The sequence below is a fragment of the Aeromonas sp. 55A genome, from assembly GCF_051919665.1.
GTDB classification, from domain to species: Bacteria; Pseudomonadota; Gammaproteobacteria; order Enterobacterales; family Aeromonadaceae; genus Aeromonas; species Aeromonas veronii.
In genome coordinates, this window is record NZ_JBQBEH010000008.1 from 2,795,113 (window position 1) to 2,819,601 (window position 24,489).

Here is a 24,489-nt window from a genome sequence, read left to right on the forward strand (position 1 = left end):
AGGGTTGCAGCTTGATAAGCCCGACTCTGCTAAGATCGGCCGGTCCGTTTTGGGGAAGCCTATGATTTCTCATCTTTATTCTCGCTTTTGTCTGACTATGCCAGCGCCGGAAGGTTCCACCGGTCTGCTGGTGGCCTTCAGTGGCGGCCTCGACTCCACCCTGCTGCTGGTACTGGCGGCGCAGTATGCCCGCGAGCACAGCCTGCCACTTCGCGCCCTGCACGTGCACCACGGCCTCAGCCCCCATGCCGATGAGTGGGTCGCTCATTGTGAAGCCGTGTGTCAGCAATTGGCGGTGGAGCTGCTGGTCGAGCGAGTGACTCTGGCCCGCGGCAATGGCGAGAGTCTGGAGGCGCAGGCTCGCACCGCCCGTTACCAGCGGTTGACCGCCCGGATGCGGGAGGGGGAGTGGCTGCTCACCGCTCACCATCAGGACGATCAGCTGGAGACCCTGCTGCTGGCCCTCAAGCGCGGCGCCGGTCTGCGCGGGCTGGCGGGGATCCTGCCAAGCCAGCCCTTTGCCGGCGGCCTGCTGCTGCGCCCGCTGCTCGATATGAGTCGTGCCGAGCTGGCCGAGGCGGCGGCGAGCCTCCCCTTTGGCTGGGTGGAAGATGAGAGCAATCAGGACGTGAGCTATGACCGCAACTTTTTGCGCCAGACGCTTATCCCCCAGCTCAAGGCGCGCTGGCCCGCCATGGCCCAGACCGCGGCGCGCAGCATGGCCCTGTGCGCCGAGCAGGAGGCGCTGCTGGATGAGTTGGCCGAGAGTGACTGGCAGCTGGCGGGCGAGGGGGAGGCGCTCCATATCGGCCCGCTGCACGCCCTCTCTCCCACCCGGCGCAACAACCTGCTGCGCTACTGGATCCGCCGTCAGGGGGGCGAGATGCCATCCCGCGAGCAGCTTGCCCGGTTGTGGCAGGAGGTCGCGTTGGCGCGCGGCGATGCCAATCCCCAGCTCAACTGGGGGCGCCAGAGCTGCCGCCGTTTTCAGGAGCGGCTCTATCTGGTGAGCCCTGACTTGCAACCTTGTCATCAGGTGTTGCCGATGATTGTGGGCGAGCCGCTGACCCTGCCGGATGGTTTGGGTGAGCTGGTGGTGCGCATGGCGGAGCACGGCGAGGATCGGCTGCGTTCCCCCCGAGCGGACGAGCCGCTCTCGGTGCGTTTTCAGGTAGCGCCCGGGATCCCCCTCAAACCGGTGGGGCGAAGCGGTAGTCGGCGGATGAAGAAGCTGCTGCAAGAGTATGGTGTTCCCTCGTGGCAACGGGGACGCATTCCCATCCTCTACTATGGCGAGCAGGTGGCGGCGGTGGTGGGGCTCTTTGTCTGCGACGGTTTTATGGCACAGAGTGCCGGGCTGGTTTGCCACTGGCAGGGAAACGGTGCCGCCCCCATCCTGCCCGAGCAGGATCTTGCATGAGGTGATCTCGGTGTGAGGGAGGATTAGCCCCAAAAAAAGAAGCTCCGGTCACATGGCGCGCATGTGCCGGAGCAAAGAAGAGTTCGGGATTATTCGTTAGGGCTGGCCTTGCCGGCTTTTTTGCGGGCGTAGAGGTGACTGTCGGCCGCCTCGTAGAGGCTCGGCACATCGACCCCGGATTGCCAGCTGGCGGCGCCAAGGCTGCATCCGACCGAGAAGGTGCTGAGCTCCTTGTTGGTCATCAGCATGTGCTGCAGTCGCAGCCAGACCGGGCGCCACGCCTCGGGTTCGGCCGGTTGCAGCAGCAGGGCAAATTCATCTCCCCCGAGCCGGAAGGCTTGATCCGTACTGCGGATGCACCCCTTGAGCAGCTGGGCGAAGCGGCTCAGCACCAGATCCCCCACCGGATGGCCCCAGGTATCATTGATCTGCTTGAAGCGATCGAGATCCAGCAGCACCAGCACCAGACCGTGGGGCTCTCGGCTGTGCTGCTCGATGGCGCGACCGATGGCTTCGTCAAAGTAGGAGCGGTTGCCAAGGCCGGTCAGGTGATCGAGCCGGACCAGCTGATCCAGTTTTTCCAGCCGCAGATAGAGGGGCAGCAGCAGGCAGAGCAGCTGATGGTATTGCATCAGTACCCGTTGCTGGCTGCCGCTCAGCGGATGTTCCAGCTCGTAGTGAAGCTGGCCGAGCAGCTGGCCATGCTGACCGCGCAGCTCGAACGGATAGTTGTGCAGGTTGAGGGTGGCCAGCGGCGGGTGCTGGATCAGCACATGGGGCTGGCCACAATCGAGGTAGAGACTGTGGATCCTGACAATTCTTGCCGCACGATCGGCAAAAGTTGTCAGCAGACCGCCGAGATCGCTCTGCCCCAACAACTGCTCGAGCAACTGGTTGCGTTCAACGCTGGGCAACGGCGTGAGCCGCTCCATCTGGCGAACCCACTGCTCGATGCCATGGCTAAAGCCATTAAGTGACGACGTATTTTCCATGGTCTTCCACCTGTAACACCTGACTACTGTCTCCTCCCTGCAATTGGCATGCCCAATATATCTTTCCTGCCCGCCAGATCGGCTGACTAAGCTTAAGTCGATAAAAGGAGAGGAAAATTTGTACACCGACCTGTTGATCCTGCTGTTCGCCGCCGTTCTGCTGGTGGCAACTTTCCGGCGCCTCGGCTTGCCGGTGATCCTTGCCTACCTGATTGCCGGCGTCTTGCTCGGCCCCCACGGGCTGGCGGTGATCACCGGTCAGTCGATCATGCAGACCATTGCCGAGCTGGGGATCGTCTTTCTGATGTTCTCGCTGGGGCTGGAGTTCTCCCTGCCGAAATTGCTGGCGATGCGCCGGTTGGTGCTGGGGGTGGGGATGTTGCAGGTGCTGCTCACGTCACTGCTCTTCTTCGCCATCGGCTGGTGGTGGGGGCTGGGTCTGGCCCAGTCGCTGGTGGTGGCGGGAACGTTGGCACTCTCCTCCACGGCTGTGGTGATCAAGCAGCTCGGCGAGCAGAAGCAGCTCCATACCCGCCGCGCCCAGCTGGGGGTGAGCGTGCTGCTGTTTCAGGATCTGGCGGTGGTGCCCCTGCTGGTGATGATCCCCATCCTCGCCCAGCCGGAAGTACAAGGGAGCGCCCTGGCCGCCGAGATCGCCTGGGCCACCCTCAAGGGGCTGTTTGCCCTCTTCACTCTGCTGGCGGTGGGCAAGTGGTTGCTGCCGCTGCTGTTTCACGAGGTGGCGCGAGCCCGCTCCGACGAGCTTTTTGTGCTGAGTGCCCTGCTGGTGGCGCTGCTGGCTGCCTACATGACCCATTCACTGGGACTGTCGATGGCGTTGGGAGCGTTTCTGGCGGGGATGATGCTGGGGGAGTCCCACTACCGTCATCAGCTGGAGGTGGACATCAAGCCCTTTCGCGATGTGCTGATGGGTCTCTTCTTTATCACCATCGGTATGGCCATGGAGTGGGAGCTGGTGGCGCGGGCTTGGTGGCAGGTGCTGATCTGCGTGGTGCTGCTGGTGCTGTGCAAATCCCTGCTGGTACTGCTGGCCGGGCGGCTGATGGGGGAGCGCAAGCGCGACAGCATGGCCGCCGGTATCATGCTCAGTCAGGTGGGGGAGTTCGGCTTCGTGCTGCTGGCACTGGCGCTGCACCACGGCTTGCTGGATCAGCAACTGGTCTCCCTGCTGATCGGCATCGGCATCATCTCCATCGCCATGACTCCCTGGCTGGTGACCCAGGCCCATTCGCTGGCTCGCAGCCTTACCGATCCTGCGTTGCTGACCCGCTCCGAGGTGGCACAGTCGGGCCTGAGCAAAAACCAGCACGTCATCATCGCCGGCTTTGGCCGGGCGGGGCAGACCTGTGCCCGCTTTCTCAAGCTCGAGGAGATCCCCTTTCTGGCCCTCGATCTTGACCCGGAGCGGGTGAGCGAGGCCAAGCTGGCGGGGGAGCAGGTGGCCTTCGGCGATGCCAGCCGCCGCGATATTCTGCTGGCCGCCGGGCTGCTGCGGGCGCGGCTGGTGATCATCACCTTCGATGATCGCAAGCGGGTGGAGGCGATGCTGGCACTGATCCGCGAATTGGCGGGGGATCTCAAGGTGCTGGTGCGTACCCGGGATGACAGTTTTCTGGAGCAGTACAAGCAGGCGGGGGCGTTTGAGGTGATCCCCGAATCCCAGGAGGGGGCCCTGATGCTGGTCTCCCACCTGCTGCTCAATTGCGATATCCCCATCGGTCGGGTGATCCGCCGGATGGAGCTGGAGCGCAGCAGTCAATATCGCTTTCTGCACGGCTTCTACTGGGGGGATCAAAGCGCCAGCAATCTGGAAGCGGATCAGCTGCTCGAACGCCTCCATCCGCTGTTGCTGCACGATCAGGCGTGGGCGGTAGGCCGTGAAGTGCGCGAGCTGCCGCTCGATGAGGTGCGGATCAAGGAGGTGCAGCGCGGGGATCAGAGTCTGGAACCCAGACCCGAGCTGGTGCTGGCGGCTGGCGATCGACTGATCCTGTTTGGCACCGTGGTGGCGATGGAGCAGGCGGAGCAGCGTTTGCTGGAGGGGCGCTGAGCCCCCTCGCACTCATCGGCCGCGTCCTTTACTCCCGCTCTTTTGGTAGCCCTTCGATATCGAGGAAGGCGACGACCCGCTCCCGCTCCCTCAGGGTGTCCTGATAGCCCAGCTTGATCAGCTGCTGGCAATAACCCGGATAGAACATCAAAAAGCTGGCCAGACTGCTGGTCTCATCCCCCTTCACGCCCAGCACCCGCAACAGGCGGCGCAACTTTAGCGGCAGTTTGCGCAGGTAGGCCAGTGCGATGGTGTCGAGATCCTGACTCGGTTTCAGCACACAGGTCTCCACCCGCTTCAGATTGAGGCGATTGCGCTCCCGCTCAGGGATAAGATCCAGAGTCTGGTTGATGCGCCACAGCCGCTCCAGATCGGAGTTGAGGGTGTCGGTAAAGACCGTATCGAGCAGATGGCTGGCGATATTGGAGCTGGTGAGATGGCCGTGGTGATGGGTCGGCGCCGAGTGTGCCGGCGGATCCAGGGTGATCAGCAGGATCCGCTCCGCACCCAGATGGATGGCGGGGCTGAGCGGGCTCAGCTGGTGGATGGAACCGTCGCCGTAGAACTTCTCGCCGATCCGGGTGGCTGGAAAGACGAAGGGGAGAGCCGAGGAGGCGAGCAGATGCTCAGATGTAAGCACGGTGCGCACCCCGCGCCGTCTGGCCCGCTCCCAAGGATGGTGGTCGGCCCGCCCCTGAAAGAAGGTGGTGGAGAGACCGTCGTCGTAATCCGACGCCGTGATGGCCAGCGCCTCCAGACTGCCGTAGAGGATGTTGTCATCGATGCGGTGATAGTCGATGAGCTGATCCAGCAGGCGGTGCAGCGGCGCGTTGTCAAAGAGGTGAAAGGCGTGGTTGGTGTGGGGATTGATCAGCCCTGCCGACCCCTCGTACATCAGCCGCCACAGCAGTCGGCCGGGGTGAAAATCGAAGATGTGGTGAGTCTCGAAACGGCGCCAGACCCACTCCAGCTTGCGCACCCCCAGATGGAAGCAGGAGGCGTAGCAGGCGAGCGCGGTGACATTGATAGCCCCCGCCGAGGTGCCACACAGGATGGGAAAAGGGATGCCGAGATTGCGCGGGTAGAGCTCCGCAATCGCTTTGAGGGCTCCGACCTGATAGGCGGCGCGAGCACCGCCACCGGTGAGCAACAATGCTGTATTGGGTCTGGCCATATGCTGGCGCCTTATCGTGTTCTGACAAGAATGTTCCCACTGACAAATTAACTATAAGGCGCTGTATCAAATATAAAAACGGGCGCTTGCCCGTTTTTTTCATGGCCCCATGTCAAAGGGCGCGGTGAGGATTTTCCGGTCGCGCCAGCTGATCGAAGGCGGCGAATACCGGGGCGCTGGCGAGGATGCGACCGTGGCCCAGTCCCCGGGTGCTCACCAGCCGGGTATGACCATCCTGACTGGCCCGCAAGGAATCGCCGTGCGGGGCAAATCTGTCCTCCTCGTCGTGCACGATCATCGCCGCGCCGCTGCGACTGGCGAGCCGCCCCAGCGGATCGACCGTGCTCAAGGGGTGCTGGTACTCTTGCTCAATCTCCTTGACCACCGCATCGAACAACCGGATGGAGTAGCCGGAGCGTGCCACCATGCCGTAGAGCTGGGGCACATAGTCGAGCACCGGTGAAATCAACAGCAGCGGCAGGGTATCGATACCCGGCTGACGGCTGGAGAGAGTGACGGCGCCTCCCATGCTGTGGGCGATGACCCCGTGCAGCGGGCCTGCTTCGCTGGCCAGCTTGGTCGCCAGCTCGTCGAAGGCGCGTACGAAGCGGGGCAGGTGGCCAGTGTTGCCTGCGCTCTGGCCGTGGGCCGGATGATCGTAGGCAATGGCGGTGAAACCCTGCGCGGCGATATGGCTCATCAGCGGATAGAACTGGCTGGCGCTGCCGGACCAGCCGTGCATCAGCAGCCACAGCGGCCCCTGACCGAGCCGATAGCTCATCAATACCCCTTCGCTGGTATGGACGGCCTGCTTCACCAGACCGGCTGGTTCGTGGCCACCGCGCTGGTTGCGCTGGGGGGTGAGCAGCAACTTGCTGGCGGTGCGCTTGGCATGGGTGGGGGCGAGTCTGTGGTGCAACCGGGTGCCTATCCCCAGCAGCCATTTGCTCGGGCTGAAGCGGCGGGTGTTGAAGTAGATCTTGCTGCTCATGGTCATCCTGTGGTTTTTATGTGCGAACGGTCGTGCTTTTTTGTTGGTTTTTAAAAATTAGTGTTGAACGGATGCCAAAACATCAGCGCCAGCTGGCGAGCAGAGCATCCACCTCGGGCCAGAAGTGGTGGGCCGGATCCTGACACAGTTCGAGATCGTTGAACACCTGATCCGCCAGATAGAGGCCATAGAGGCGATAAACGGCGCGCCAGGGATCCATCTCCTGTCGCCACTCGCCTGCGGCCTGACCCTGCACCACCTGACGGGCCAGATAGTCGAGCCAGAAGCGCACCAGTTGCCGGGCGGCTTGCTGCACCTGGCTTATTTGCTCATGGCCATCCTGCACCGAGGTCCAAGCGTCGAGGAACATGCAGCGTCCGGCAAAGCAGTGGTTCCAAGCCTGCCAGGCACGCAGCAGGGCGATCAGCTTGTCGTGCTGGCTCTGGTACTCCTGCTGGCGTACTGGCTGGATCACCCGCAGCCGGAACACCTCGGCGGCGTACTCCAGCACGGCGATCTGCAGATTGTCGCGGGATTGAAAGTGGGCAAACAGGCCGCTTTTCGACATCTCGCAGGCGCTGGCCAGCGAGCCGATGGTCAGGCTCTCCAGCCCTTGCTGGCTCGCTTGCTCAAAGGCTGTCTGCAAAATGTTTTCACGGGTCAGGCGACCTTTGCTCATCACTCTCTCCTCGTTGGCGCTGGCAGCATAAAGTACGATCGTGCTAATTGTCGAGCAACAGATAGCCAGCATGGCTGGCTATGTCGTCTCGCGCGTGTCACTGCGTGCGGGTTTCAGCTCTCCTTGATATCGAGCTGTTGCAGGGCGATAACCGCCTGAGTGCGGTTTTTGACACCCAATTTTCTGAAGATGGCGGTGATATGGGCCTTGATGGTGGCCTCGGAGACATTGAGCTCCCAGGCGATCTGTTTGTTGAGGCTGCCATCGCGCAGCATGATCAGCACCTTGTATTGCTGGGGGGTGAGGCTGGCCAGCTTGCTGGCGAAATCGGGGCCGTCTTCCGATTCAGGATGGAGCGAGATGCCTTCCGGCACCCAGTTATCCCCCCCGATCACCGTATTGAGGGCATTGACCAGCTCCTTCATCGGCACTGATTTGGGGATGAAGCCGAGCGCTCCGAGCCGCAACACCTGCTGGATGATGGCCGCATCTTCCGAGGCGGAGACCACCACGATGGGCAGGTCGGGATACTGGCCGCGCAGGTGGGCCAGCCCCTCGAAGCCATTGGCCCCCGGCATCTTGAGATCGAGCAGCAACAGGTCAACTTCGGGGTGCTCGCCGAGCAGGTTGGTCAGGCTGTCGATGGAGTCCGCTTCCAGCAATTGAGCGTCGTTGATGGCCATGTGCACCGCTTGGTAAAGGGCGCCCCGAAACAGGGGGTGGTCATCTGCGATGACGATGGTAAATTGGCTGTCCATATTTCGGTTAATGGCTCACATTGTTGCTAACTGATTGTTTTGAAAAATCAAACTAGCATCGCTCACCAAGAGGGTCAAACCCGCCGGTGCGCAAATGTGAAGCGACCATCGGATGTTTTGCCATCAAGGGCAGACAGGCCGGTCGCAGGCAACTCATGCAGGAGGCAACAGATGGGATCCTTGGTATTGGCGGTGGGCACCGGCTCCACCTGGGCGATACGGGCGGCACTGGTGCTCGCCATGAGCGGGCTGACGTGGCAGGAGCAGGTGTTCGATCTGGAGGATGCCAAGTCGCTGGCGCGGCTCAAGCGGCTGGCACCGGCCGGTCTGGTGCCCTGGCTCGAACACGATGGCGTGCGGGTTCACGACTCGCTGGCCATCGCCGAATATGTTCACGAGCTCTGTCCCGACCGTCAGCTCTATCCTGTTTCGCTGGCCGAGCGGGCACAGGCTCGCAGCCTCTGCGCCGAGTTGCATGCAGGATTTCGGCAGATCCGTTCTCTGCTCCCCTTCTTTCTTGGGGCACCAACCCGTATCGATCCCCCGGTGGAGGCGGTCGGTGAGCTGGCCCGTTTGCAGGAGATCTGGTCGCAGACGCGGGGCCCCTTCTACTTTGGCGAGGCGGGCATTGTCGACGCCTTCTATGCGGTGATGGCCTATCGGCTGGCCAGCTATGGCATCCAGTTGCCCGGTCAGGCGGGAGCCTATCAGCAGGCGCTGCTCTCTTGGCCCCTGTGGCAGGAGACTCTGCTCAAGGCGCGGTTGCAGTGGCCGGTGGCGGCGCGCCAGTCACAGTGAGCCTTGGCAGATAGATAAACGAGAGAGGGGAGCCAGTGGCTCCCCTCTCTGTTGCTGGTGAATGTGGCTCAAGAGTTACTTCTGCTGACCGGCAAAGACCACCACCACCTTGTCATCCCCCTTCTCCCGCACGAAGGCGTAGGGGGCATCCGAGAGTTTCTGGTGACTGCCTGCCGCAATGGCCGGATGGGCGGCGCGGAACTGGCCCAGTTGCTGCCAGTGCTTGACCAACTCAGCCTTGTCTCCGCTGGCCAGCTCCTGCCAGTTCATGTCCGAGCGCAACGCCTGATCGAACACCCCGCCATCCTTGGCAAGCCCGCGGCCGGACTCGTCGCCGTAGTAGAGCTGGATGCCGCCCGGCAGCAGCATAAAGCTGCTGGCGACCCGGCGCTGTAGCGGCACATCCTGATAGTCGCCAAAGAACAGCTTGGTGTCGTGGGAGCTGATGTAGCTCAACACGTTGAACTCGGGATCCTGATTGATGCGGCTGGCGTAGCTGGCATAGGTGGGCTCGGCGCTGGCCATGCACTGAGCCTGTGACAGTGCGAACTCGCGCTGATAGTCGAAGTTGATCAGGGAATCGAAACCGTTCTGATACCAGAAATCCTTGGCGACCCCGTGATCCCATACCTCGCCCACCATGTAGAAGGGCAGATCGTCGAGGGCCTTGCCCGGGTTCGCAGTCTTCCACTCCTTGAGCGCAGCGGTGCCCGCCTGCTTGAGCTTGGCCCACACTTCGGGCTCCAGATGCTTGACGGTGTCGGCGCGGAAGCCGTCGATGCCAAAGCGGCGCACCCAGTCGGTGTGCCAGGCGATGAGATAGTCACTCACGGTAGTGTCGGGCAGCGCCTTGGCGAGGGTGTCTTTTTTCGCGGCCAGCAATGGCGGCAGCCCTACCGGTTTGGCCGATTCGGTCAGAAAGTCCGGCAGCCCCGCCACCGAGCCGGTGACATCGTCGGTGCCGGGCTGCGGGTAGCCGGGCAGACCGGCGCGCACCCAGTCACCACTCCACCACTTGTTCCACGCGGGTGATTGATAGTCGATGAACTGGTTGTAGCCATGCCAGTTGAGACCGCCGCTCGGGCGCCACTGGTTCCAGACGGTCGGCAGTTTGCTGCTGTTCTGAGTTAGCTCGGTGAGCCCCAGATCTTGCAAGTCGGCGAGGGTAGCGTAACCGGCGTGGTTCATCACCACGTCGAGGATGATCCGCATGCCGCGCTTGTGGGCCTCGTCCACCAGGGTTTTCAGGCTCTCTTCATTGCCGTAGTTGGGGTCAATCTTGGTGAAGTCGAGCGCCCAGTAGCCGTGGTAGGCGTAGAAGGGGAAGTTGCCCTGCTCGCCACCGCCGATAAAGCCGTGCACCTGCTCCACCATGGGGGTGATCCAGATGGCGTTCATGCCGAGGCTCTTGATGTAGTCGAGCTTCTCGGTCAGCCCCTTGAAGTCACCGCCGTGCCAGGTGGCTACCTCATCCTGACCATCCTTCTGGCGGCCGAAGCTGTGGTCGTTGGCGGGGTCGCCGTTGTGGAAGCGATCGGTCAGCAGGAAATAGACGCTCGCCTGATCCCAGCTGAACGGTGCTGGCTTGGCCGCCTTGACCGGTTCGAGCAGCAGCAGGCCACCGCTCTCTTTGCTCGGGGTCAGGGTCAGCTTGCCCTGTTTGACCACCGCCTCCTGTTTCGAGTAGGCATCCCTCAGTCGGGTACCCTCGGGCCAGACCCCTTTGAGCGACACAGTGACCGGGCCGCCATCCCAGCTGATGCAGGGCTCTTCTGGTGGCTGGCGCTTGAACTCGCTCTTCTTGGTCGCCCGCAGCACCTTGAGGCTGGGGGTATCCGGGTTGAAGGTGAACTGATACTCCCCGGCCAGCATCACCCGAAGGGTAAAGCTCTGATCCTTGCTGCATTTGTCCATGGGCTGGGCGGTGCCGAAGGGGAGCGGCTTGCTCTCGCTCGGGCCAAAGCTGGTACCGCAACTGTTGTCTGCGTCGCTGATGCGGATCTGGTGGCTCCCCTTAGCGAGCGTGTGGGTCAGCTCCACCATGCCCTTATCCAGCGCGATCGGGGTCGCGACCGGTTGACCATCCACATAGAGGTGAACCTCGGGGGCGGCCATCGCCTGTGGGGTGAACAGAGGGGCGGCCAGCAGGGCGAGCCAGAGAGGGGATAAGTGATGAGCACGACGCATAAGCCATTCCTTGAGCAGGGCAGTTCGGACAAGGGACCATTCTAGGAGCAGCAAAGCGCGCCTTGGATCGGCAAAATGCCGATTTGTGACTTCAGTTCAAATGGTTACGTTTTCAAGCCGAGGAAAGTGTGACGGAGAGGAGATGGGACGCTCTGTCGATAAAAATAGCGGCCATAAAAAATGCCGGTCAGGTGACCGGCATTTGGTGTGTCAGGCATCGTCGTCACATCAGACGGTGAAGAACTTGAAGTTGACGAAGGCCACCGCGATGAAGGAGGCAACCATGCCGCTGATGCAGAGCACAGCAGGGCGGATGGCTGGCCAGCGATGGGTCAGCAGAATGATGGCCAGCAGGGTCGGGTAGAGCCCGAACATGTAGCGTGGCATGGCGTTGAGGCCGGTCATCAGCGGGATGGTGCAGCAGATGAACATCAGGGTCGCTTCCGCCCAGCGTTTCTGGCTGAACAGGTAACCGTTCAGGCACCAGCCGAAGATCACCATGATGGAGAGGTAAGCCTTGCGGCCGCCCAGCTCGAAACCGCTCAGCCACCAGTCCAGCGGGCTGTCCATGTAGCGACCCCAGGCCACCTGAATGTGCTTGAAGGCGAAGGCATCGCCGGTCAGGTGATAGAGGTAGACCATGTAGGCAAACAGGCCAAACGGGATCATCCAGAGGGTGAAGACCACCTTGAAGGCTCGCTCGGTAAAGCGGAAAAATTCCCGCCAGCCGTAGGCCTGCAGCGCCAGGATCAGCACCGGGAAGACCATCATCACCCCCAGGTTGCGGGTGGCGGAGATACAGACCCCCAGCACGGCCACCATCAGCCACTGCTCCCGATAGGCGAACAGGAACATCCCCAGCATCAGCGCCATAAAGGTCGACTCGGTATAACCGGAGACGAAGTAGGCGGAGAAGGGGGAGAAGGCGAGCAGCCAGACGCCGAAGCGGGCGGTATCGTCACCCAGCTTGAGCTGCCGCAACACCAGCAGCATCAGCGGCAGGCTGGCGAAGAAGGAGATATTGGTAACAATGATGAGGCCGATCAGGCTCTCGACATTGAACAGGTTGGAGATGGCACCGGAGACCATCGGATAGAGCGGCATAAAGGCCCAGTTGGCCGCATTGCCCTTGCTCAGCCAACGCGGGTAGAGATCGTAGCCGTTCTCGATGATGCGCTGGAACCAGACGCAGTCGAACTGACAATATGCCTGCAGCGGGCCGATGTCGGGGGAACCATAGAGCTGGACACCGAAGTAGCCCATGCCATACAGCGCCACCCGGCTCAGCATGAAGGCAGCGATGATCATCAGCCAGTCACGGCCGCTGATGCGCAGTGACGGGCGATAGGGGAGTGCAGCCCCGGTTAGCGGGGCAGTATTGGTCATATCATTCATCAGGCAAAAACCCAGACGCGAGAGAGAACGTAAGTGAGGACGGTAACGGTCAGGGTGGCGATGACCACCGGCAGCAGACCGGAGAGCCCCGCAAACAGCAGGCCGCTCAGGATCAGGTTACGCACCGCCAGCGAGAAGAGGGCGACCAGCAGAAACTTGCTGGCGGCTCCCTGCTTCTGGAAGGTGATGTAGCGGTGACCAAAGAAGGAGAACCAGAACGCGATGGCAAAAGCCAGCGTGGTAACCAGGTGCTCCGAGATGGTGGGCCAGGTATGAAACAGTGCGATGGAGGTGCCAAGGTCGACGAGGGTAGCCCCCCCGCCGACAAAACCGAAACGTACCAGCCGCCAGAATTCCTCGCGGGAGATCATTGAGGCGCTTGCTCCTGCTGCTCTTGCGGGTTGCTGTCAGCGCTCTGCGGTTTGGCCGCATCCTGCTTGGCATACTGGCCATAGACCCCTTCAATGAGGTAGACCGGGCGCTGTTTCACTTCCACGAACATGCGGCCGATGTACTCGCCGATGATGCCGAGCGACAGCAGCTGGATACCGCCGAGGAACAGCACTACAGACATCAGGGAGGCGTAACCGGGCACGTCGATGCCGAAGAAGACCACTTGGGTCACGATCTTGAGGATGTAGAGGAAGGCGACGAAGGAGACGCCGACACCCACATAGCTCCAGACCCGCAGCGGCCAGCTGGAGAAGCTGAGCAGACCGTCGAGGGCGAAGTTCCACAGTTTCCAGTAGTTGAATTTGGTTTCACCGGCGTGACGGGCCGGGCGCTCGTAGGGGACGCCAACGGCACGGAAACCGGCCCAGGCAAACAGCCCCTTCATAAAGCGGTTGCGCTCGGGCAGCAGCTTGATCGCCTCGACCACGCGACGGTCGATCAGGCGGAAGTCACCGGCGTTCTCCGGCAGCTTGGTGCTGGTGGAGAGGGCGTTGAAGAAGCGGTAGAAGCCACCGGCAGTCACGCGCTTCATCGGGGTATCGGCGCTGCGATCGACGCGGATGCCGTAGACGGTGTCATAGTCACCGGTCTGCCACAGTTTTACGAACTCCAGGATCAGGGCGGGCGGGTCTTGCAGATCCACGTCCATCGGTACGATGGCATCCCCTTTGGCTTGATGCAGACCGGCGGTCAGGGCCGCTTCTTTACCGAAGTTGCGTGCCAGGTTGACCAGGGTTACGCGCGGATCGCGGGCGATGGCCTGCTCGACCACTTCACGGGTGCGGTCACGGCTGCCATCGTTGACGAATACAATTTCAAGCTGGTCTTTCAGCGGGGCCAGTTCGTTGTCTATCGCGTTGATGAAGGCATCGATGCTCTCTTCCTCGTTGTAAACGGGAACGACCAGAGAGAGTCGAAAATCTGGATGCGACATAAGAACGTCCTTATTTGGGATAGTTGTTTTTATAAAATGGTATTCGGGGCAAGGATCACTGGGCTACGGTCAAACGTACCGACTGCACATTGATGGGAGTAGGTGCCGAGAGCGCCAGAAAATTGGGGCGCTTGGGATCTGCCGTGAGCGAGTCACCGGGCAGACTGAGGCGGATTTCGTTGATGCCCGCTTTGGCCAGTTTCACAGTGGTGGTGAAGTCGTGACCCAGCGCTACTTTCAACAGGGCGCCGGCTTCCGGGCTATTGATGCGGGCTTGTACGGTAAGCTGATCCGGATTGGCCGCCTGCTTGGGCAGCACAAAGTAGAGACCGCCCTGACCGCTGAGCAGGGTACCTTCGTCGCTCGGCTTCTTGGCCCAGCCTTCGCTGGATAGAAAGCGGCTCGGCTTGGTCAGATTGAGCTCGTTACCCGGCTGATAGGTCATGCTGGAGTTGTGTTCCCAGAAGCGGGTCTTGCCTTCCAGATAATAGAGTTTGTAGGCCAGGCTCACATTGGGGTGAGCAGCCAGATAGAGGGTGTAAAGATAAAAACCGCTTAACGCCAGAATGGCAGTCAAAAAACCGAACTTTTTGTACGTCATATCACTCTCTATGCCTGACAGAATGGGTAGGCCGATGTCGCGCATATGCTAATCCAATTGCAAAAAAAGCATAGTGGATCACAAAAAAAAATTTGGTCACATATTAACCCCTTTTTACCCCTGTTCCAAACGTTGCTGTATCCCGGTTAAACAGGTCTGGCAGGGCGCAGGTTGTCAATGGTGCTCCGGCAGGTCATTTGGCAAATAGCAGTACTTCGCTGCGTCATTTTCTAGCGGATGCGATAGTCATCTGGCCTCTATCGCCATTTTGCAGGGGGCGATTTATGATGACTCACCTATTCGTCAAGGATGACATATGAAGTGGCTCTCTTGCTGTCTGTTGCTTGGATTATGGGCGCCAATGGCATTGGCCAGGGCCCTGTGCCCCGAGCCCATTCAGGTCGGTTACGATAACTGGCCCCCCTACCATTATTACGAAGCCGACTCACCGCAAGAGGTGCGCGGTTATGCCGCCGAGGTGCTGACGGCTGTGCTCACTTCCATGCACTGCAAGGTCCACTATGTGGAGCTGCCCTGGAAGCGGGTACTGCACGAGATGGAGCATGGCGAGATAGACATGGCGATGGAGGCGAATATCAATGATGAGCGCGCCAGTTATGCCTGGTTTTCCGACTCCTACAATCCGGGTCGCACCTTGCTGTGGATCCCCAAGGGCAGCCACTATCCCGAGCAGGATCTGGCGAGCTGGCTGGCCAGTGGTTACTCCCTCGGCGTCACCAAAGAGTACTTCTATGGCGATGAAGTGATGTCGCTGCTCGCTCGCTATGCCAAACAGGTGAGTGCGGTGAGCGACCAGCAAAATTTTGAGAAGCTGGCCCGCGGGCGGATCGACGGTTTCCTCGGTGACATGCTGGCTACCCCCAGCGCCCTTAACAAGGAGGGGATGAGCGGTCTGTTCACCAGCCACCCCATGGTGGTATCTGAATCGCCGAGCTTCTTTATGTTGGGCAAGCGCAGCTTTTCGCCGCAGTTCTTGCAACAATTTAATCAGGCGTTGGCGCGGTTCAAGGAGACAGATGCGTATGACATTATCTGGCAGCGTTATGCCCCCGGGCGCTAGCAAAGTATTGGCCGTTCACGCATCATGAGCGGCCTGAGCATCGGGTCTGCTTGTCAGGCCTGACAGAGTGAACAAACCGTTTTGAGGTACCCATGGGGATGAAGTATTGGCTGGCCCTTGCCAATCTGGTGTGGCTGGGATGTTTGCCCGCTGGCGCGGTACATGCGACCGAAGCACAAGTTGTGGTGGCGGCCAGTGAAACCGGACACGACTGGTATCAGGGCAGTCAGGCCGAACAGGCCCGTGTCGAGCTGGAGCAGCAGTTGCAAGAGGCTGTGCTTGCCCAGCTGCACCCCGATTTTTTCACGCTGTGGAAGCGCCTGCAGGCCACACCTGCAGACAAGCGTGGTGCCATCTATGACGACATTTTTACCAAGCTCAGTCGTTTCCAGCACGCCTGGCGGGGGATGGATCTGGTCTCTCGTGAGCAGATGAAGACCCTCAAGCTCGATTTGAACCGCCCTGTAGTGACCCAACCCAGCGATGATGACCTACTCACCCAGGTGAAATCCCTGCGCCCTCAGGTGGCGGAATACGAGGCGGTGCGGGCCAAGGTGCACAAACTGCTGGCAATGCCGATGGCCAGCAAGTGGCCAACCCTCGATATGCCGACCCTGCGTGCCGGAGAGAGCTCCGCCGAGCTCGGCCAAATCCGCGCCATGCTCAACGAGCTGGGCGACAGCGCCCCGAGCCATGGTGATCAGATTTACGATGGTGATACCGAGCAGGCCATCAAACAGTTCCAGCGTCGTCACGGTCTCACCGCGGACGGCATCATCGGCCGTCAGACCCGCTCCTGGCTCAATACCGGCCCTCAAGTGCGCGCCAGCCTGCTGCTGCGTAACCTGTGGCGTCGCGATCTGGTGGATCAACTCGCTGGTGGTCGCTACGTGCTGGTCAATATTCCCGACTACCGTCTGAGCGTGGTGGAGTCCGGCAACGAGGTGTTTACCAGCCGGGTCATCGTCGGCAAGGAGCAGCGGGCCACTCCCATTTTGGCCAGCGAAATTCGCTCCATCGTGCTCAACCCCTCCTGGCATGTGCCGCGCTCGATCCTGAGCAAGGACATCCTGCCCAAGCTGGGTCGCGATCCCGCGTACCTGAGTCGCGAGCAGTTCGAGGTGATCGACAGCGAGGGCAATCCGGTCCAGTTCACCGAAGAGGGGTGGCATCAGGCGCTGGCCGCCGGTTTCCCCTATCGCCTGCGGCAAAAGCCGGGGGATCACAATGCCCTGGGGCGCTACAAGTTCTACCTGCCCAACAATGACGCCATCTATCTGCACTCCACCCCGCGCAAGGCGCTGTTCGAGCAGGGGGCGCGCGCCTTCAGTTCGGGCTGCATCCGGGTGGAACATGCGGACGATCTGGCCGAACTGTTGCTGGCAGATTCCCGCTATCAGCCGGACAAGGTGGCCAATATCCTCAAGGAGAGCCAGACCAAATGGTTGCCGCTCACCACGCCTATCCCGGTCTTTACCGTCTACTGGAGCAGCTGGATCGACGAAAATGGTCGCCAGCAACTGCGCAACGACATCTACGGATTTGATCGGGTCAGCTTCCAGAGCCGCCTGCTGTGATCCCTGCCACAGAGTGAAAAGCCCGGCCTGTGCCGGGCTTTTCTATGGGCGATTGAGGTTTGACAGGTCCCCCCGCCGGAGGGTAGTTTCAAGCGCCTGTATCACATTCAATCAGTGATTTTATTCAACTATTTTCGCTTGAATCTGCGATGGACGAACCCCTTATGCTGGAACAAGAGATAAGTCGACGTCGCCTGTTGTTGGGAGCCGGTTGCCTGCTGGGCAGCTCGCTGATCTCCTTCCCTGCACTGGCCAGCCGCAGTACCACCGGGCGTGAACTCAGTTTCTTCAATCTCAATACCGGCGAGCGGGTGCGTGCCAGCTATTGGGAAAATGGCCACTATCTGAGCGACGGGTTGGCCGAGCTCAACCACATCTTCCGCGATTACCGGCGCAATGAAGTGTTCAACATCGACAAGAAGCTGTTTGATCAGCTGTTCCTGTTGCAGCACAAGCTGGGCCGGCGCAGCGAAATCCAGCTGATCTCCGGCTATCGCGCCCCGGCTACCAATCGCCAAAAGCGCCACAAGAGCCGCGGCGTGGCCAAGCACAGCTACCACACCCTGGGGCAGGCGGTGGATGTGCGGATCCCCGGCGTACAGCTGGCCCATCTGCGCAAGGCGGCGCTCCAGCTCAAGGTGGGTGGGGTTGGTTACTATCCCCGTGATAACTTCGTTCACCTCGATACCGGCCCGGTGCGCAGCTGGTAAAGGGGTTGGCAAGCTGCCAAGCTCTTCCCACCAGAGAGGAGATAGCGATGAAAAAGATAGTGATTGGCGGCCTGATCGCCCTGTTGTTGACCGGTTGCAGCAAGCTCAACCGTGAAAATTACGACCAGTTGAAGATGGGGATGAGTTACGCCGAGGCCAGCACCATTCTGGGCAAGGCGGAGCGCTGTGATGATGCCTTGGGCACTACCAGCTGCCTCTGGGGCGGGGAAGGGAAGAACATCAAGATCCGCTTTATCGCCGACAAGGCGACCTTCTTCAGCTCGGAAGGGATTAACTGAGTCGCAGAACGTCCATGAAAAAAGCGCCACTCGGGCGCTTTTTTGTTGCTCGCAATCCAACCTGCTTCGCCAGAAGCTGGCGTACTCAATGGGTCGCGTACTGGTAGTTGAAAGTAGGCAGACCCCACTTGAACCGTACCGCCAGCAGCCGCAGCACAAAGCCGATCCCGATGGAACCGAACGCGGCCCAGTTGGTCGGCAAGCCCTGATCCAGCGCCAGACAGTAGAGGGCTGCGGTGATCAGCGAAATGGCTGCATAGAGCTCGCGACGAAATACCAGTGGAATCCGCTGGCAGAGCAGATCCCGCAGCACCCCGCCAAAGACCCCGGTCACTACCGCCATGATGCAGGCAATACCGGCGCCGTGGCCCATATCCAGCGCCCGGGCCGCACCGAAGATGGAGAAGACCACCAGTCCCAGGGCATCAAGGGCCATGAACAGCTTGCCGAGATAGCGCATCAGGGGGGCGGAGACCACACCCGCCATCGCAGCTGCGGCAACCAGCAGCACATATTCCGGATGTTCAATCCAGAGCAGCGGATAGTGGCCGAGCAGCACATCACGAATGGTGCCACCACCGATGGCCGTCGCCGAGGCGATGATCACCACACCAAACAGGTCCATCCGTCGCCGACCCGCGGCCAGCGCGCCGGTCATCCCTTCGGCCACCAGGCCAACCAAGAAGAGTGCATGTAACATGAGATATCCCAGGGAACGAGAAAGGCCAGAATCCTACCAACTCGTGTCATATGGGACAAGCTATCGAATGCATGCATTAATTTAATTCATGCTAAATGCGAAAAAGGCACCGTTTCGGGTGCCTTTTTCTAATCAATGTTCAAGGGTTAGCGCCCCAACTGCTCTTGCCGGTAGTGATCGACCCACATGGCGGTGGCACCACAGATGGCGACTGGCATCACGAAGAGGTTCACCACCGGAATGGCGGAGAAGAGGGTCACCAAAGCGCCGAAGCTCAGACACTTGCCACGGCGTTGCTTCAAGGCATCGCGCATGGTGATGAAGTCGATCTTGTGGTTGTCGAACGGATAATCCACATACTGGATCGCCATCATCCAGGCGCTGAACAGGAACCAGAGCACCGGCGCCAGGGTCTGGCCCACCACCGGGATCAGAAACAGGATCAGGCAGCCGATGGCCTTGGGCAGGTAATACTTCAGCTTGGTCCATTCGCGGCCGAAGGTGCGTGGCACATCCTTGACGATATCCAGCATGCCGCCGTCATTGGCGGGCTGACCGGTGAGGATCTGCTCCACCTTCTCCGCCAGCAGGCCGTTGAAGGGGGCGGCTACCCAGTTGGCAACCGAGCTGAAGATAAAGGAGAAGACCACCAGTATGGTGATGAGGGCGATGGGCCAGAGCAGGTAGTCCAGCCAGTCGAGCCAGGCGGGGATCTGCTGGTGGAGCCAGGCGAACAGGCCGTCCAGTTGCAGCAGCAGGGCATAGAAGGCCCCGGCAAACAGCACGAAGTTGACCAGCAGGGGGATCAGCACAAAGGTGCGGATGCCCGGTTGGCGAATGAGGGAAAATCCGCGCAGAAAGTAGTCTGCACCGCTGATTGAATCTTTGACCATATGGGGTGATTGGCTCATGTGAGCTCCATCTATGCATGGGAGAACTGCCAGCATATTACAAACAAGCCTTTGATTTGGTAAAGTCGCCGACTATTCCTTATTTCGTGCCGTGGCGACCAAAAATCGGGCATGAATGGGGATGATGCCTGCATATTACACACAAAGCCGGGTCTGGATTTGGTAAAGTCACCTGCCCGCATCCTCTTTATTTAGCCACTGATACAGGTCGCCATGCGTCTGAAACTGATCAAACTCGCCGGCTTCAAGTCGTTCGTCGAGCCGACCCGCATCGAACTGTCGGCAGACATGACCGCCGTGGTGGGCCCTAACGGTTGTGGCAAATCCAACGTCATCGACGCGGTGCGCTGGGTGCTGGGGGAGAGCTCCGCCCGCCATCTGCGCGGTGAGAACATGACCGATGTCATCTTCAACGGCTCCATCAATCGCAGTGCGCACGGGCGCGCCTCGGTGGAGCTGGTGTTCGACAATCCCCATAACCGGGTGCCCGGCGAGTTCGGCCGCTTTACCGAGATCTCGGTGCGCCGCGAAGTGCTGCGCGATGGCTCCAACCACTATCAGATCAACGGCCAGAAGTGCCGCCGCAAGGATGTGACCGACCTCTTCCTCGGCACCGGTCTTGGCCCCCGCAGCTACGCCATCATTGAGCAGGGCACTGTCAGCCGACTGGTGGAGTCGCGTCCGGCCGATCTCAAGCTCTTTATGGAAGAGGCTGCCGGGGTTTCCCGCTACAAGGAGCGGCGCCGCGAGACCGAGCAGCGCATTCGCCACACTCAGGAGAACCTGGAGCGCCTCGGCGATATTCGCGGCGAGCTGGGTTCGCGCCTTGAGCACCTCAAAGCCCAGGCTGAGACAGCCGAGCGCTACAAACAGCTCAAGAGTCGTTCGCGCGCTGCTCGTGCCGAGTTGATTGGCTCCGAGTTGTGGGCGCTGGAGACGCGCCTTGGCGAGGCCAAAACCGAACTGGCGCAGGCCGAGCAGGCGCTGGCGGCGCTCGATGCCAAGCGCACCGCCGATGAGGGGCGCCACGTCACCCTGTCGGTCGCCAGACAAGAGGCGCAAGCCGAGCAGGCGAGCCGTCAACAACAGATTTTTCTCGGCGGGCAGGCTATCGCCCGTCTCGAGCAACAGCAACTGCACCAGAGTGAACTGGGGCGCGATTGGCAAGCCCGTGCAGAGGCGCTGGGCGAGCGGATCGCTACCCGCAAGGCGCAGCTTGCCAGCCAGCAGGATCAACTGACCGAAGGGGTATTGCGCGCAGAGCAGGAGAGCGCCCGGCTGGAGCAGTGTGAGCAGTTGCTCACCGAGCAGCAGGAGGCCCGCCAGCACGCCAGCGAGCAGCTGGAACAGGCCCGCTTGCGCCAGCAGCAGTGGCAGCAACAGTTGGCCGGGTTGCAGGGCCAGCTCAACCAGACTCGTACCCGGTTGGGTGGCTTGCAGGAGTTGCAAGCCAAGACCCGGTTGGCCCGCCTCAAGCTGGAAGATGAACGCGCTGGCCCCCTCGGCGCTGAGAACGATGACCTGCAACCGGCCCTCGATGCCCTGAGTGGTGAGCTGGAGCTGACGCGGGCTGCCAATGGCGAGCTGATCGAGCAGCTGGCGCAGGCGGTCGACGCCCATGAACAACTCAAGCAGCAGCATGGCCAGCAGTTGAGCCTGCAGCGGGAGTTGGAGGCGCGGCTGGCGACCCTGGATCAGATCCTCGGCGAACAGATGGAGGGGGCGACTCTGGCCGACCGGTTGCAGGTGGCCCCCGAGTGGGCACAGGCACTCGACAAGGTGCTGGGTCGCTGGCTCACCGCAACGCCGGCGGACGAGTGCAATCTGGCGCAAGAGGGGCTCTGGATTGGCCCGGCGCAACCGGCGGTTGCCGGTACGCTGGCGGCGCAACTGGGCGGCGAGCATATTCCCGCCTTCCTCAATGCCATCTGGTTGGTGGAGAGCCGGGAGGCCGCATTGGCCCGCCAGCCAAGCCTTGCGGCCGGTGAGTCGGTACTGACTCCTGCTGGCGACTGGCTGGGGCCAAACTGGGCAGATCTGGGGCAGGGCGCGGCGCTTGGCACCATGGCACTGCTCGGTGAGCGTGAGCGGTTGCATACCGAGCAGGAGAAGGTTGCCGCGGGGCTGGCACAGCTGAGCGAGCAACTTGTGGCTGCCGATGCCCGGCGTGCCCAGCTTGCCAGTGCGCAGGAGTTGTCGCAGCGAACCTTGCGCGAGCAAGAGCAGAAATGGCAACAACTGCGCGAAGCCTGGAGTCTGCAACAGGGTCAGCGGCAGGAGCGGTTGCAGCGGCTCGGTCAGCTCGGCGAAGAGCTGATCCGGCTTGATCAGGAGCAGGCCGAAGAGGCAGAGCGACTGGCCAGCGCCCGCGAACAACTGGAACTCGATGAGGCGCGCCTTGCCGAGCTGCAGGAGCAGGGGGAGCCGCTGACGCAAGGGGTGCAGCTCGCGCAGGAGCTGCTGACTCGCTGCGAGCGGGCGGTCGACGAGGCCCGTGCGCGCCGCGAACAGCAACAAGCGACCTGCCAGCGTTTGCAACTGGAGTTGGGCAATCTGCGCCAACTCATTACCTTGGGCGAAGAGGAGTTGGCGAGGCTCGGACTGGAGCTGGCCGGGTTGAAAGGGCCGGATAGCGAGGCAGTGCCGGATCTGGCGCCCCTGCTGGCCGAGCAGCGCAATCTGGAGGCGCAGCAGCTTGCCTGCCATCAACGGCTTGCGGAGCTGGAGCGCCAGCTCGGTGAGCTGGAACAGGCCAGAAGTGCCGATCACAAGCAGCTGGTGACGTTGCAAGAGAAGCTGGCGACCCTACGTCTTGAGCGCGAACGCAACCTCACCCGTCGACAGGGGCTGCACGAGCAGTTCGAAGAGCTGGGGGTTCGACTGGTCGATCTCGATCAGGCGGTGCTCATCGCCGCTGATCGCAGCAAGTTGCGGCAGGAGATCCAGACCCTGGAGGGGCAAGTGGAGGCGCTCGGCGCCATCAACCTGGCGGCGCTGGAGGAGTACGAAGAGGCGAAAACCCGGGCAACCTATCTTGAAAATCAGTGTCAGGATCTCGAGCAAGCGCTGGAAACCTTGAGCCAAGCCATTAAAAGAATTGATAAAGAGACACAAATACGGTTCCGGGACACTTTCGATAAGGTCAACGAAGATTTAAAATCCCTGTTTCCGAAAGTGTTCGGTGGGGGCAGTGCCTGGCTTGAGCTTACCTCCGATGATCTTTTGGAGGCCGGAGTGAGCATCATGGCGAGACCTCCGGGTAAGAAGAATGCTACCATTGCCCTGCTTTCCGGGGGGGAGAAGGCGCTAACCGCGCTTGCGCTGGTTTTTGCCATCTTCAGACTCAACCCAGCACCTTTTTGTCTGCTGGATGAGGTGGATGCACCGCTCGATGAAGTGAACGTCGGTCGCTTCTGTTCTCTTGTCAAAGAGATGTCGAGCACAGTACAGTTCGTTTACATCAGTCATAATAAGGTCTCCATGGAGATGGCTGAGCAGCTGGTTGGCGTCACGATGCAAGAGCCGGGAGTTTCTCGCATTGTGTCGGTCGATATCGGTGAAGCCGTCGCTTTGGCTGAGCAAAACTAGAAAGAGAAGCAGCTAATGCAGGAATTGCGTTACATCTTGGTTGCCCTGGGCGGTATTGCTATTGCGGCATTGCTCATTCACGGGTTGTGGAGCAACAAAAAGAATCGTCAGGCACCGATCAAAGAGAAACCGATTGGACGGATGGACTCCAAGTCGCGGGATCGTGATAACGACGCCTTCGACAGCGATGGCATCGGCCAGGTACGCGTGGTCAGTGGTGGCCGTCGTGCCGAGCCCAAGCTGCGCAGTGAAGAGAGCCGCCAGCCGGAACTCGGTCGTCGCCCTGCCGTCCCCGCCTTTGATGATGAAGATGACGAGGACGATCTGCCGCCGCCCGTAGTGCGCAAGCCTGCTGCCCGCCCGGTTCCGCCGCCTCCTGTCTATGAAGAGGAGGAAGCGTTCGACGAACCGCTGCCCGAGGAGATCGACGAGGCGCCCGCCGCACCGGTGCGCAAACCAGCTCAGGTCAATCGTCGTACCCCGGTCTACCGTTCCCGTCCCCAGCGCGAGCCCATGATGCAGTCGCTGGATGACGAGCCGCTGGTCGAGCCCGCTTACGCGACCGCCCCGACTTTTGGTGCCCGTGCAGAGACAGTCCGTACCGCCGACACCGTTCGTGCCGAACCGGTGCGTGCTCCCGAGCCTGTTTATGAAGAGCCGGCCTATGTGGCACCTGCTCCTGTGGTTGAAGAGCCGCGCATGGCGCCCCATCCGGTCGAGAAGATCTGGCAGGATGTCTATGTCATCAACCTGATGGGCCGTCCGGGTCACGACTTGCAAGGTGCGACCCTGCTCTCATCCCTGATGGCGCTGGGCTTCAAGTTTGGCGAGATGGATATTTTCCACCGTCACGAAGATCCCAACGGCAAGGGTGAAGTGCTCTTCTCCATGATCAACATGGTCAAGCCGGGTACCTTCAACCCGTACCGGATGGAGCAGTTCACCACGCCGGGTGTCTCCCTGTTCATGCAACTGCCGCTGCGCAGCAATGCCGCGTTTGCCTTCGAGGATATGTTGCAGGCTGCCGATCAGCTGGCCAGCGATCTCGATGCCATGCTGACAGATATGGATCGCAGCCCGCTGAGCGACGAGACCATTGCCCGTTACCGTCACGAGCTGGCTGCCTACGAGGCCAGTCGCGACTAATACGCCATGCGGGTCGAGTGAAGA

The 24,489-nt window shown here is 60.9% G+C and carries 21 protein-coding genes; 9 read left to right on the forward strand and 12 right to left on the reverse strand.

Features of this window, described 5'->3' with window-relative positions; all coding sequences use genetic code 11:
• Positions 1–61: 61 nt before the first annotated feature.
• Positions 62–1,420, forward strand: coding sequence for a tRNA lysidine(34) synthetase TilS (gene tilS, locus ACTG2G_RS17050; protein ID WP_439985664.1), 1,359 nt, complete (start codon positions 62–64; stop codon positions 1,418–1,420).
• An 89-nt stretch (positions 1,421–1,509) separates the two neighbouring features.
• Here tilS and ACTG2G_RS17055 read toward each other — a convergent pair whose 3' ends face one another.
• Complete coding sequence (locus tag ACTG2G_RS17055) at positions 1,510–2,412, reverse strand: GGDEF domain-containing protein (RefSeq protein WP_064337057.1); 903 nt, start codon at positions 2,410–2,412, stop codon at positions 1,510–1,512.
• Positions 2,413–2,530: 118 nt separating this feature from the next.
• On the opposite strand from ACTG2G_RS17055, the gene ACTG2G_RS17060 reads away from it, so the two are divergent.
• A complete protein-coding gene (locus ACTG2G_RS17060; RefSeq protein WP_162519638.1) occupies positions 2,531–4,483 on the forward strand; it encodes a monovalent cation:proton antiporter family protein in 1,953 nt (650 codons plus the stop codon).
• A 28-nt stretch (positions 4,484–4,511) separates the two neighbouring features.
• Here the strand turns inward: ACTG2G_RS17060 and ACTG2G_RS17065 are convergent, their stop codons facing one another.
• The 4 genes from ACTG2G_RS17065 to ACTG2G_RS17080 all read right to left on the reverse strand — a co-directional run bounded on the left by ACTG2G_RS17065 (position 4,512) and on the right by ACTG2G_RS17080 (position 8,085).
• A complete protein-coding gene (locus tag ACTG2G_RS17065; protein WP_219296036.1) occupies positions 4,512–5,657 on the reverse strand; it encodes a patatin-like phospholipase family protein in 1,146 nt (381 codons plus the stop codon).
• A gap of 112 nt (positions 5,658–5,769) precedes the next feature.
• A complete protein-coding gene (locus tag ACTG2G_RS17070; protein WP_113738955.1) occupies positions 5,770–6,648 on the reverse strand; it encodes an alpha/beta hydrolase in 879 nt (292 codons plus the stop codon).
• Between the two features lie 82 nt (positions 6,649–6,730).
• A complete protein-coding gene (locus ACTG2G_RS17075) occupies positions 6,731–7,327 on the reverse strand; it encodes a TetR/AcrR family transcriptional regulator (RefSeq protein WP_439985665.1) in 597 nt (198 codons plus the stop codon).
• A gap of 113 nt (positions 7,328–7,440) precedes the next feature.
• A complete protein-coding gene (locus ACTG2G_RS17080; RefSeq protein WP_076492859.1) occupies positions 7,441–8,085 on the reverse strand; it encodes a response regulator in 645 nt (214 codons plus the stop codon).
• Positions 8,086–8,256: 171 nt separating this feature from the next.
• On the opposite strand from ACTG2G_RS17080, the gene ACTG2G_RS17085 reads away from it, so the two are divergent.
• Positions 8,257–8,883 carry a glutathione S-transferase gene (locus ACTG2G_RS17085; protein ID WP_439985666.1) on the forward strand — a complete coding sequence of 209 codons (627 nt, stop codon included), beginning with the start codon at positions 8,257–8,259 and terminating at the stop codon, positions 8,881–8,883.
• A gap of 75 nt (positions 8,884–8,958) precedes the next feature.
• On the opposite strand, the gene ACTG2G_RS17090 is transcribed toward ACTG2G_RS17085, so the two are convergent.
• The 5 genes from ACTG2G_RS17090 to ACTG2G_RS17110 form a co-directional block, all read right to left on the reverse strand.
• Positions 8,959–11,070, reverse strand: a complete 2,112-nt coding sequence (locus tag ACTG2G_RS17090; protein WP_439985667.1) for an alpha-amylase — start codon at positions 11,068–11,070, stop codon at positions 8,959–8,961.
• 228 nt (positions 11,071–11,298) lie between these two features.
• Positions 11,299–12,465, reverse strand: a complete 1,167-nt coding sequence (locus tag ACTG2G_RS17095) for a hypothetical protein (protein WP_005338464.1) — start codon at positions 12,463–12,465, stop codon at positions 11,299–11,301.
• Positions 12,465–12,836, reverse strand: coding sequence for a GtrA family protein (locus ACTG2G_RS17100; protein WP_005338463.1), 372 nt, complete (start codon positions 12,834–12,836; stop codon positions 12,465–12,467). The genes ACTG2G_RS17095 and ACTG2G_RS17100 overlap by 1 nt, the downstream gene beginning before the upstream one ends.
• On the reverse strand, positions 12,833–13,852 hold the full coding sequence (locus ACTG2G_RS17105) for a glycosyltransferase family 2 protein (RefSeq protein WP_115521339.1): 1,020 nt from the start codon (positions 13,850–13,852) through the stop codon (positions 12,833–12,835). The genes ACTG2G_RS17100 and ACTG2G_RS17105 overlap by 4 nt, the downstream gene beginning before the upstream one ends.
• A 55-nt stretch (positions 13,853–13,907) precedes the next feature.
• Positions 13,908–14,453 carry a hypothetical protein gene (locus tag ACTG2G_RS17110; protein WP_041202288.1) on the reverse strand — a complete coding sequence of 182 codons (546 nt, stop codon included), beginning with the start codon at positions 14,451–14,453 and terminating at the stop codon, positions 13,908–13,910.
• Positions 14,454–14,769: 316 nt separating this feature from the next.
• Here ACTG2G_RS17110 and ACTG2G_RS17115 point away from each other — a divergent pair, with 316 nt between their 5' ends.
• The 4 genes from ACTG2G_RS17115 to ACTG2G_RS17130 all read left to right on the forward strand — a co-directional run bounded on the left by ACTG2G_RS17115 (position 14,770) and on the right by ACTG2G_RS17130 (position 18,120).
• Positions 14,770–15,534 (forward strand): substrate-binding periplasmic protein, encoded by a 765-nt coding sequence (locus tag ACTG2G_RS17115; RefSeq protein WP_257687145.1) that lies wholly within the window; start codon positions 14,770–14,772, stop codon positions 15,532–15,534.
• Between the two features lie 92 nt (positions 15,535–15,626).
• Positions 15,627–17,111 carry a L,D-transpeptidase family protein gene (locus tag ACTG2G_RS17120; protein WP_005358830.1) on the forward strand — a complete coding sequence of 495 codons (1,485 nt, stop codon included), beginning with the start codon at positions 15,627–15,629 and terminating at the stop codon, positions 17,109–17,111.
• A gap of 164 nt (positions 17,112–17,275) precedes the next feature.
• The gene (locus ACTG2G_RS17125; protein ID WP_005338458.1) at positions 17,276–17,821 is read left to right on the forward strand and encodes a DUF882 domain-containing protein; all 546 of its coding nucleotides are present in this window, start codon (positions 17,276–17,278) and stop codon (positions 17,819–17,821) included.
• A 47-nt stretch (positions 17,822–17,868) separates the two neighbouring features.
• Complete coding sequence (locus tag ACTG2G_RS17130) at positions 17,869–18,120, forward strand: lipoprotein (protein WP_005338457.1); 252 nt, start codon at positions 17,869–17,871, stop codon at positions 18,118–18,120.
• An 85-nt stretch (positions 18,121–18,205) separates the two neighbouring features.
• On the opposite strand, the gene ACTG2G_RS17135 is transcribed toward ACTG2G_RS17130, so the two are convergent.
• Entirely contained in the window at positions 18,206–18,820 is a 615-nt protein-coding gene (locus ACTG2G_RS17135; protein ID WP_005338456.1) for a trimeric intracellular cation channel family protein, read from the reverse strand.
• 146 nt (positions 18,821–18,966) lie between these two features.
• Positions 18,967–19,731, reverse strand: coding sequence for a sulfate transporter CysZ (gene cysZ, locus ACTG2G_RS17140; RefSeq protein WP_100654293.1), 765 nt, complete (start codon positions 19,729–19,731; stop codon positions 18,967–18,969).
• 213 nt (positions 19,732–19,944) lie between these two features.
• Between cysZ and ACTG2G_RS17145 the strand changes: the two genes are divergently transcribed.
• Together ACTG2G_RS17145 and zipA are read left to right on the forward strand one after the other, a co-directional pair.
• Positions 19,945–23,319, forward strand: coding sequence for an AAA family ATPase (locus tag ACTG2G_RS17145; RefSeq protein ID WP_439985668.1), 3,375 nt, complete (start codon positions 19,945–19,947; stop codon positions 23,317–23,319).
• A 15-nt stretch (positions 23,320–23,334) separates the two neighbouring features.
• Positions 23,335–24,465 carry a cell division protein ZipA gene (gene zipA / locus ACTG2G_RS17150; RefSeq protein ID WP_439985669.1) on the forward strand — a complete coding sequence of 377 codons (1,131 nt, stop codon included), beginning with the start codon at positions 23,335–23,337 and terminating at the stop codon, positions 24,463–24,465.
• The last annotated feature ends 24 nt before the right edge of the window (positions 24,466–24,489 follow it).

Bases quoted from the DNA above. Each gene is read 5' to 3' on its own strand.
- ACTG2G_RS17145 (WP_439985668.1), top strand. From the start codon at position 19,945: ATGCGTCTGAAACTGATCAAACTCGCCGGCTTCAAGTCGTTCGTCGAG.
- ACTG2G_RS17135 (WP_005338456.1), bottom strand. From the start codon at position 18,820: ATGTTACATGCACTCTTCTTGGTTGGCCTGGTGGCCGAAGGGATGACC.
- ACTG2G_RS17125 (WP_005338458.1), top strand. From the start codon at position 17,276: ATGCTGGAACAAGAGATAAGTCGACGTCGCCTGTTGTTGGGAGCCGGT.
- ACTG2G_RS17055 (WP_064337057.1), bottom strand. From the start codon at position 2,412: ATGGAAAATACGTCGTCACTTAATGGCTTTAGCCATGGCATCGAGCAG.
- cysZ (WP_100654293.1), bottom strand. From the start codon at position 19,731: ATGAGCCAATCACCCCATATGGTCAAAGATTCAATCAGCGGTGCAGAC.
- ACTG2G_RS17085 (WP_439985666.1), top strand. From the start codon at position 8,257: ATGGGATCCTTGGTATTGGCGGTGGGCACCGGCTCCACCTGGGCGATA.
- ACTG2G_RS17070 (WP_113738955.1), bottom strand. From the start codon at position 6,648: ATGAGCAGCAAGATCTACTTCAACACCCGCCGCTTCAGCCCGAGCAAA.
- ACTG2G_RS17110 (WP_041202288.1), bottom strand. From the start codon at position 14,453: ATGACGTACAAAAAGTTCGGTTTTTTGACTGCCATTCTGGCGTTAAGC.
- zipA (WP_439985669.1), top strand. From the start codon at position 23,335: ATGCAGGAATTGCGTTACATCTTGGTTGCCCTGGGCGGTATTGCTATT.
- ACTG2G_RS17100 (WP_005338463.1), bottom strand. From the start codon at position 12,836: ATGATCTCCCGCGAGGAATTCTGGCGGCTGGTACGTTTCGGTTTTGTC.
- tilS (WP_439985664.1), top strand. From the start codon at position 62: ATGATTTCTCATCTTTATTCTCGCTTTTGTCTGACTATGCCAGCGCCG.
- ACTG2G_RS17115 (WP_257687145.1), top strand. From the start codon at position 14,770: ATGAAGTGGCTCTCTTGCTGTCTGTTGCTTGGATTATGGGCGCCAATG.
- ACTG2G_RS17080 (WP_076492859.1), bottom strand. From the start codon at position 8,085: ATGGACAGCCAATTTACCATCGTCATCGCAGATGACCACCCCCTGTTT.
- ACTG2G_RS17120 (WP_005358830.1), top strand. From the start codon at position 15,627: ATGGGGATGAAGTATTGGCTGGCCCTTGCCAATCTGGTGTGGCTGGGA.
- ACTG2G_RS17090 (WP_439985667.1), bottom strand. From the start codon at position 11,070: ATGCGTCGTGCTCATCACTTATCCCCTCTCTGGCTCGCCCTGCTGGCC.
- ACTG2G_RS17075 (WP_439985665.1), bottom strand. From the start codon at position 7,327: ATGAGCAAAGGTCGCCTGACCCGTGAAAACATTTTGCAGACAGCCTTT.
- ACTG2G_RS17130 (WP_005338457.1), top strand. From the start codon at position 17,869: ATGAAAAAGATAGTGATTGGCGGCCTGATCGCCCTGTTGTTGACCGGT.
- ACTG2G_RS17095 (WP_005338464.1), bottom strand. From the start codon at position 12,465: ATGAATGATATGACCAATACTGCCCCGCTAACCGGGGCTGCACTCCCC.
- ACTG2G_RS17065 (WP_219296036.1), bottom strand. From the start codon at position 5,657: ATGGCCAGACCCAATACAGCATTGTTGCTCACCGGTGGCGGTGCTCGC.
- ACTG2G_RS17105 (WP_115521339.1), bottom strand. From the start codon at position 13,852: ATGTCGCATCCAGATTTTCGACTCTCTCTGGTCGTTCCCGTTTACAAC.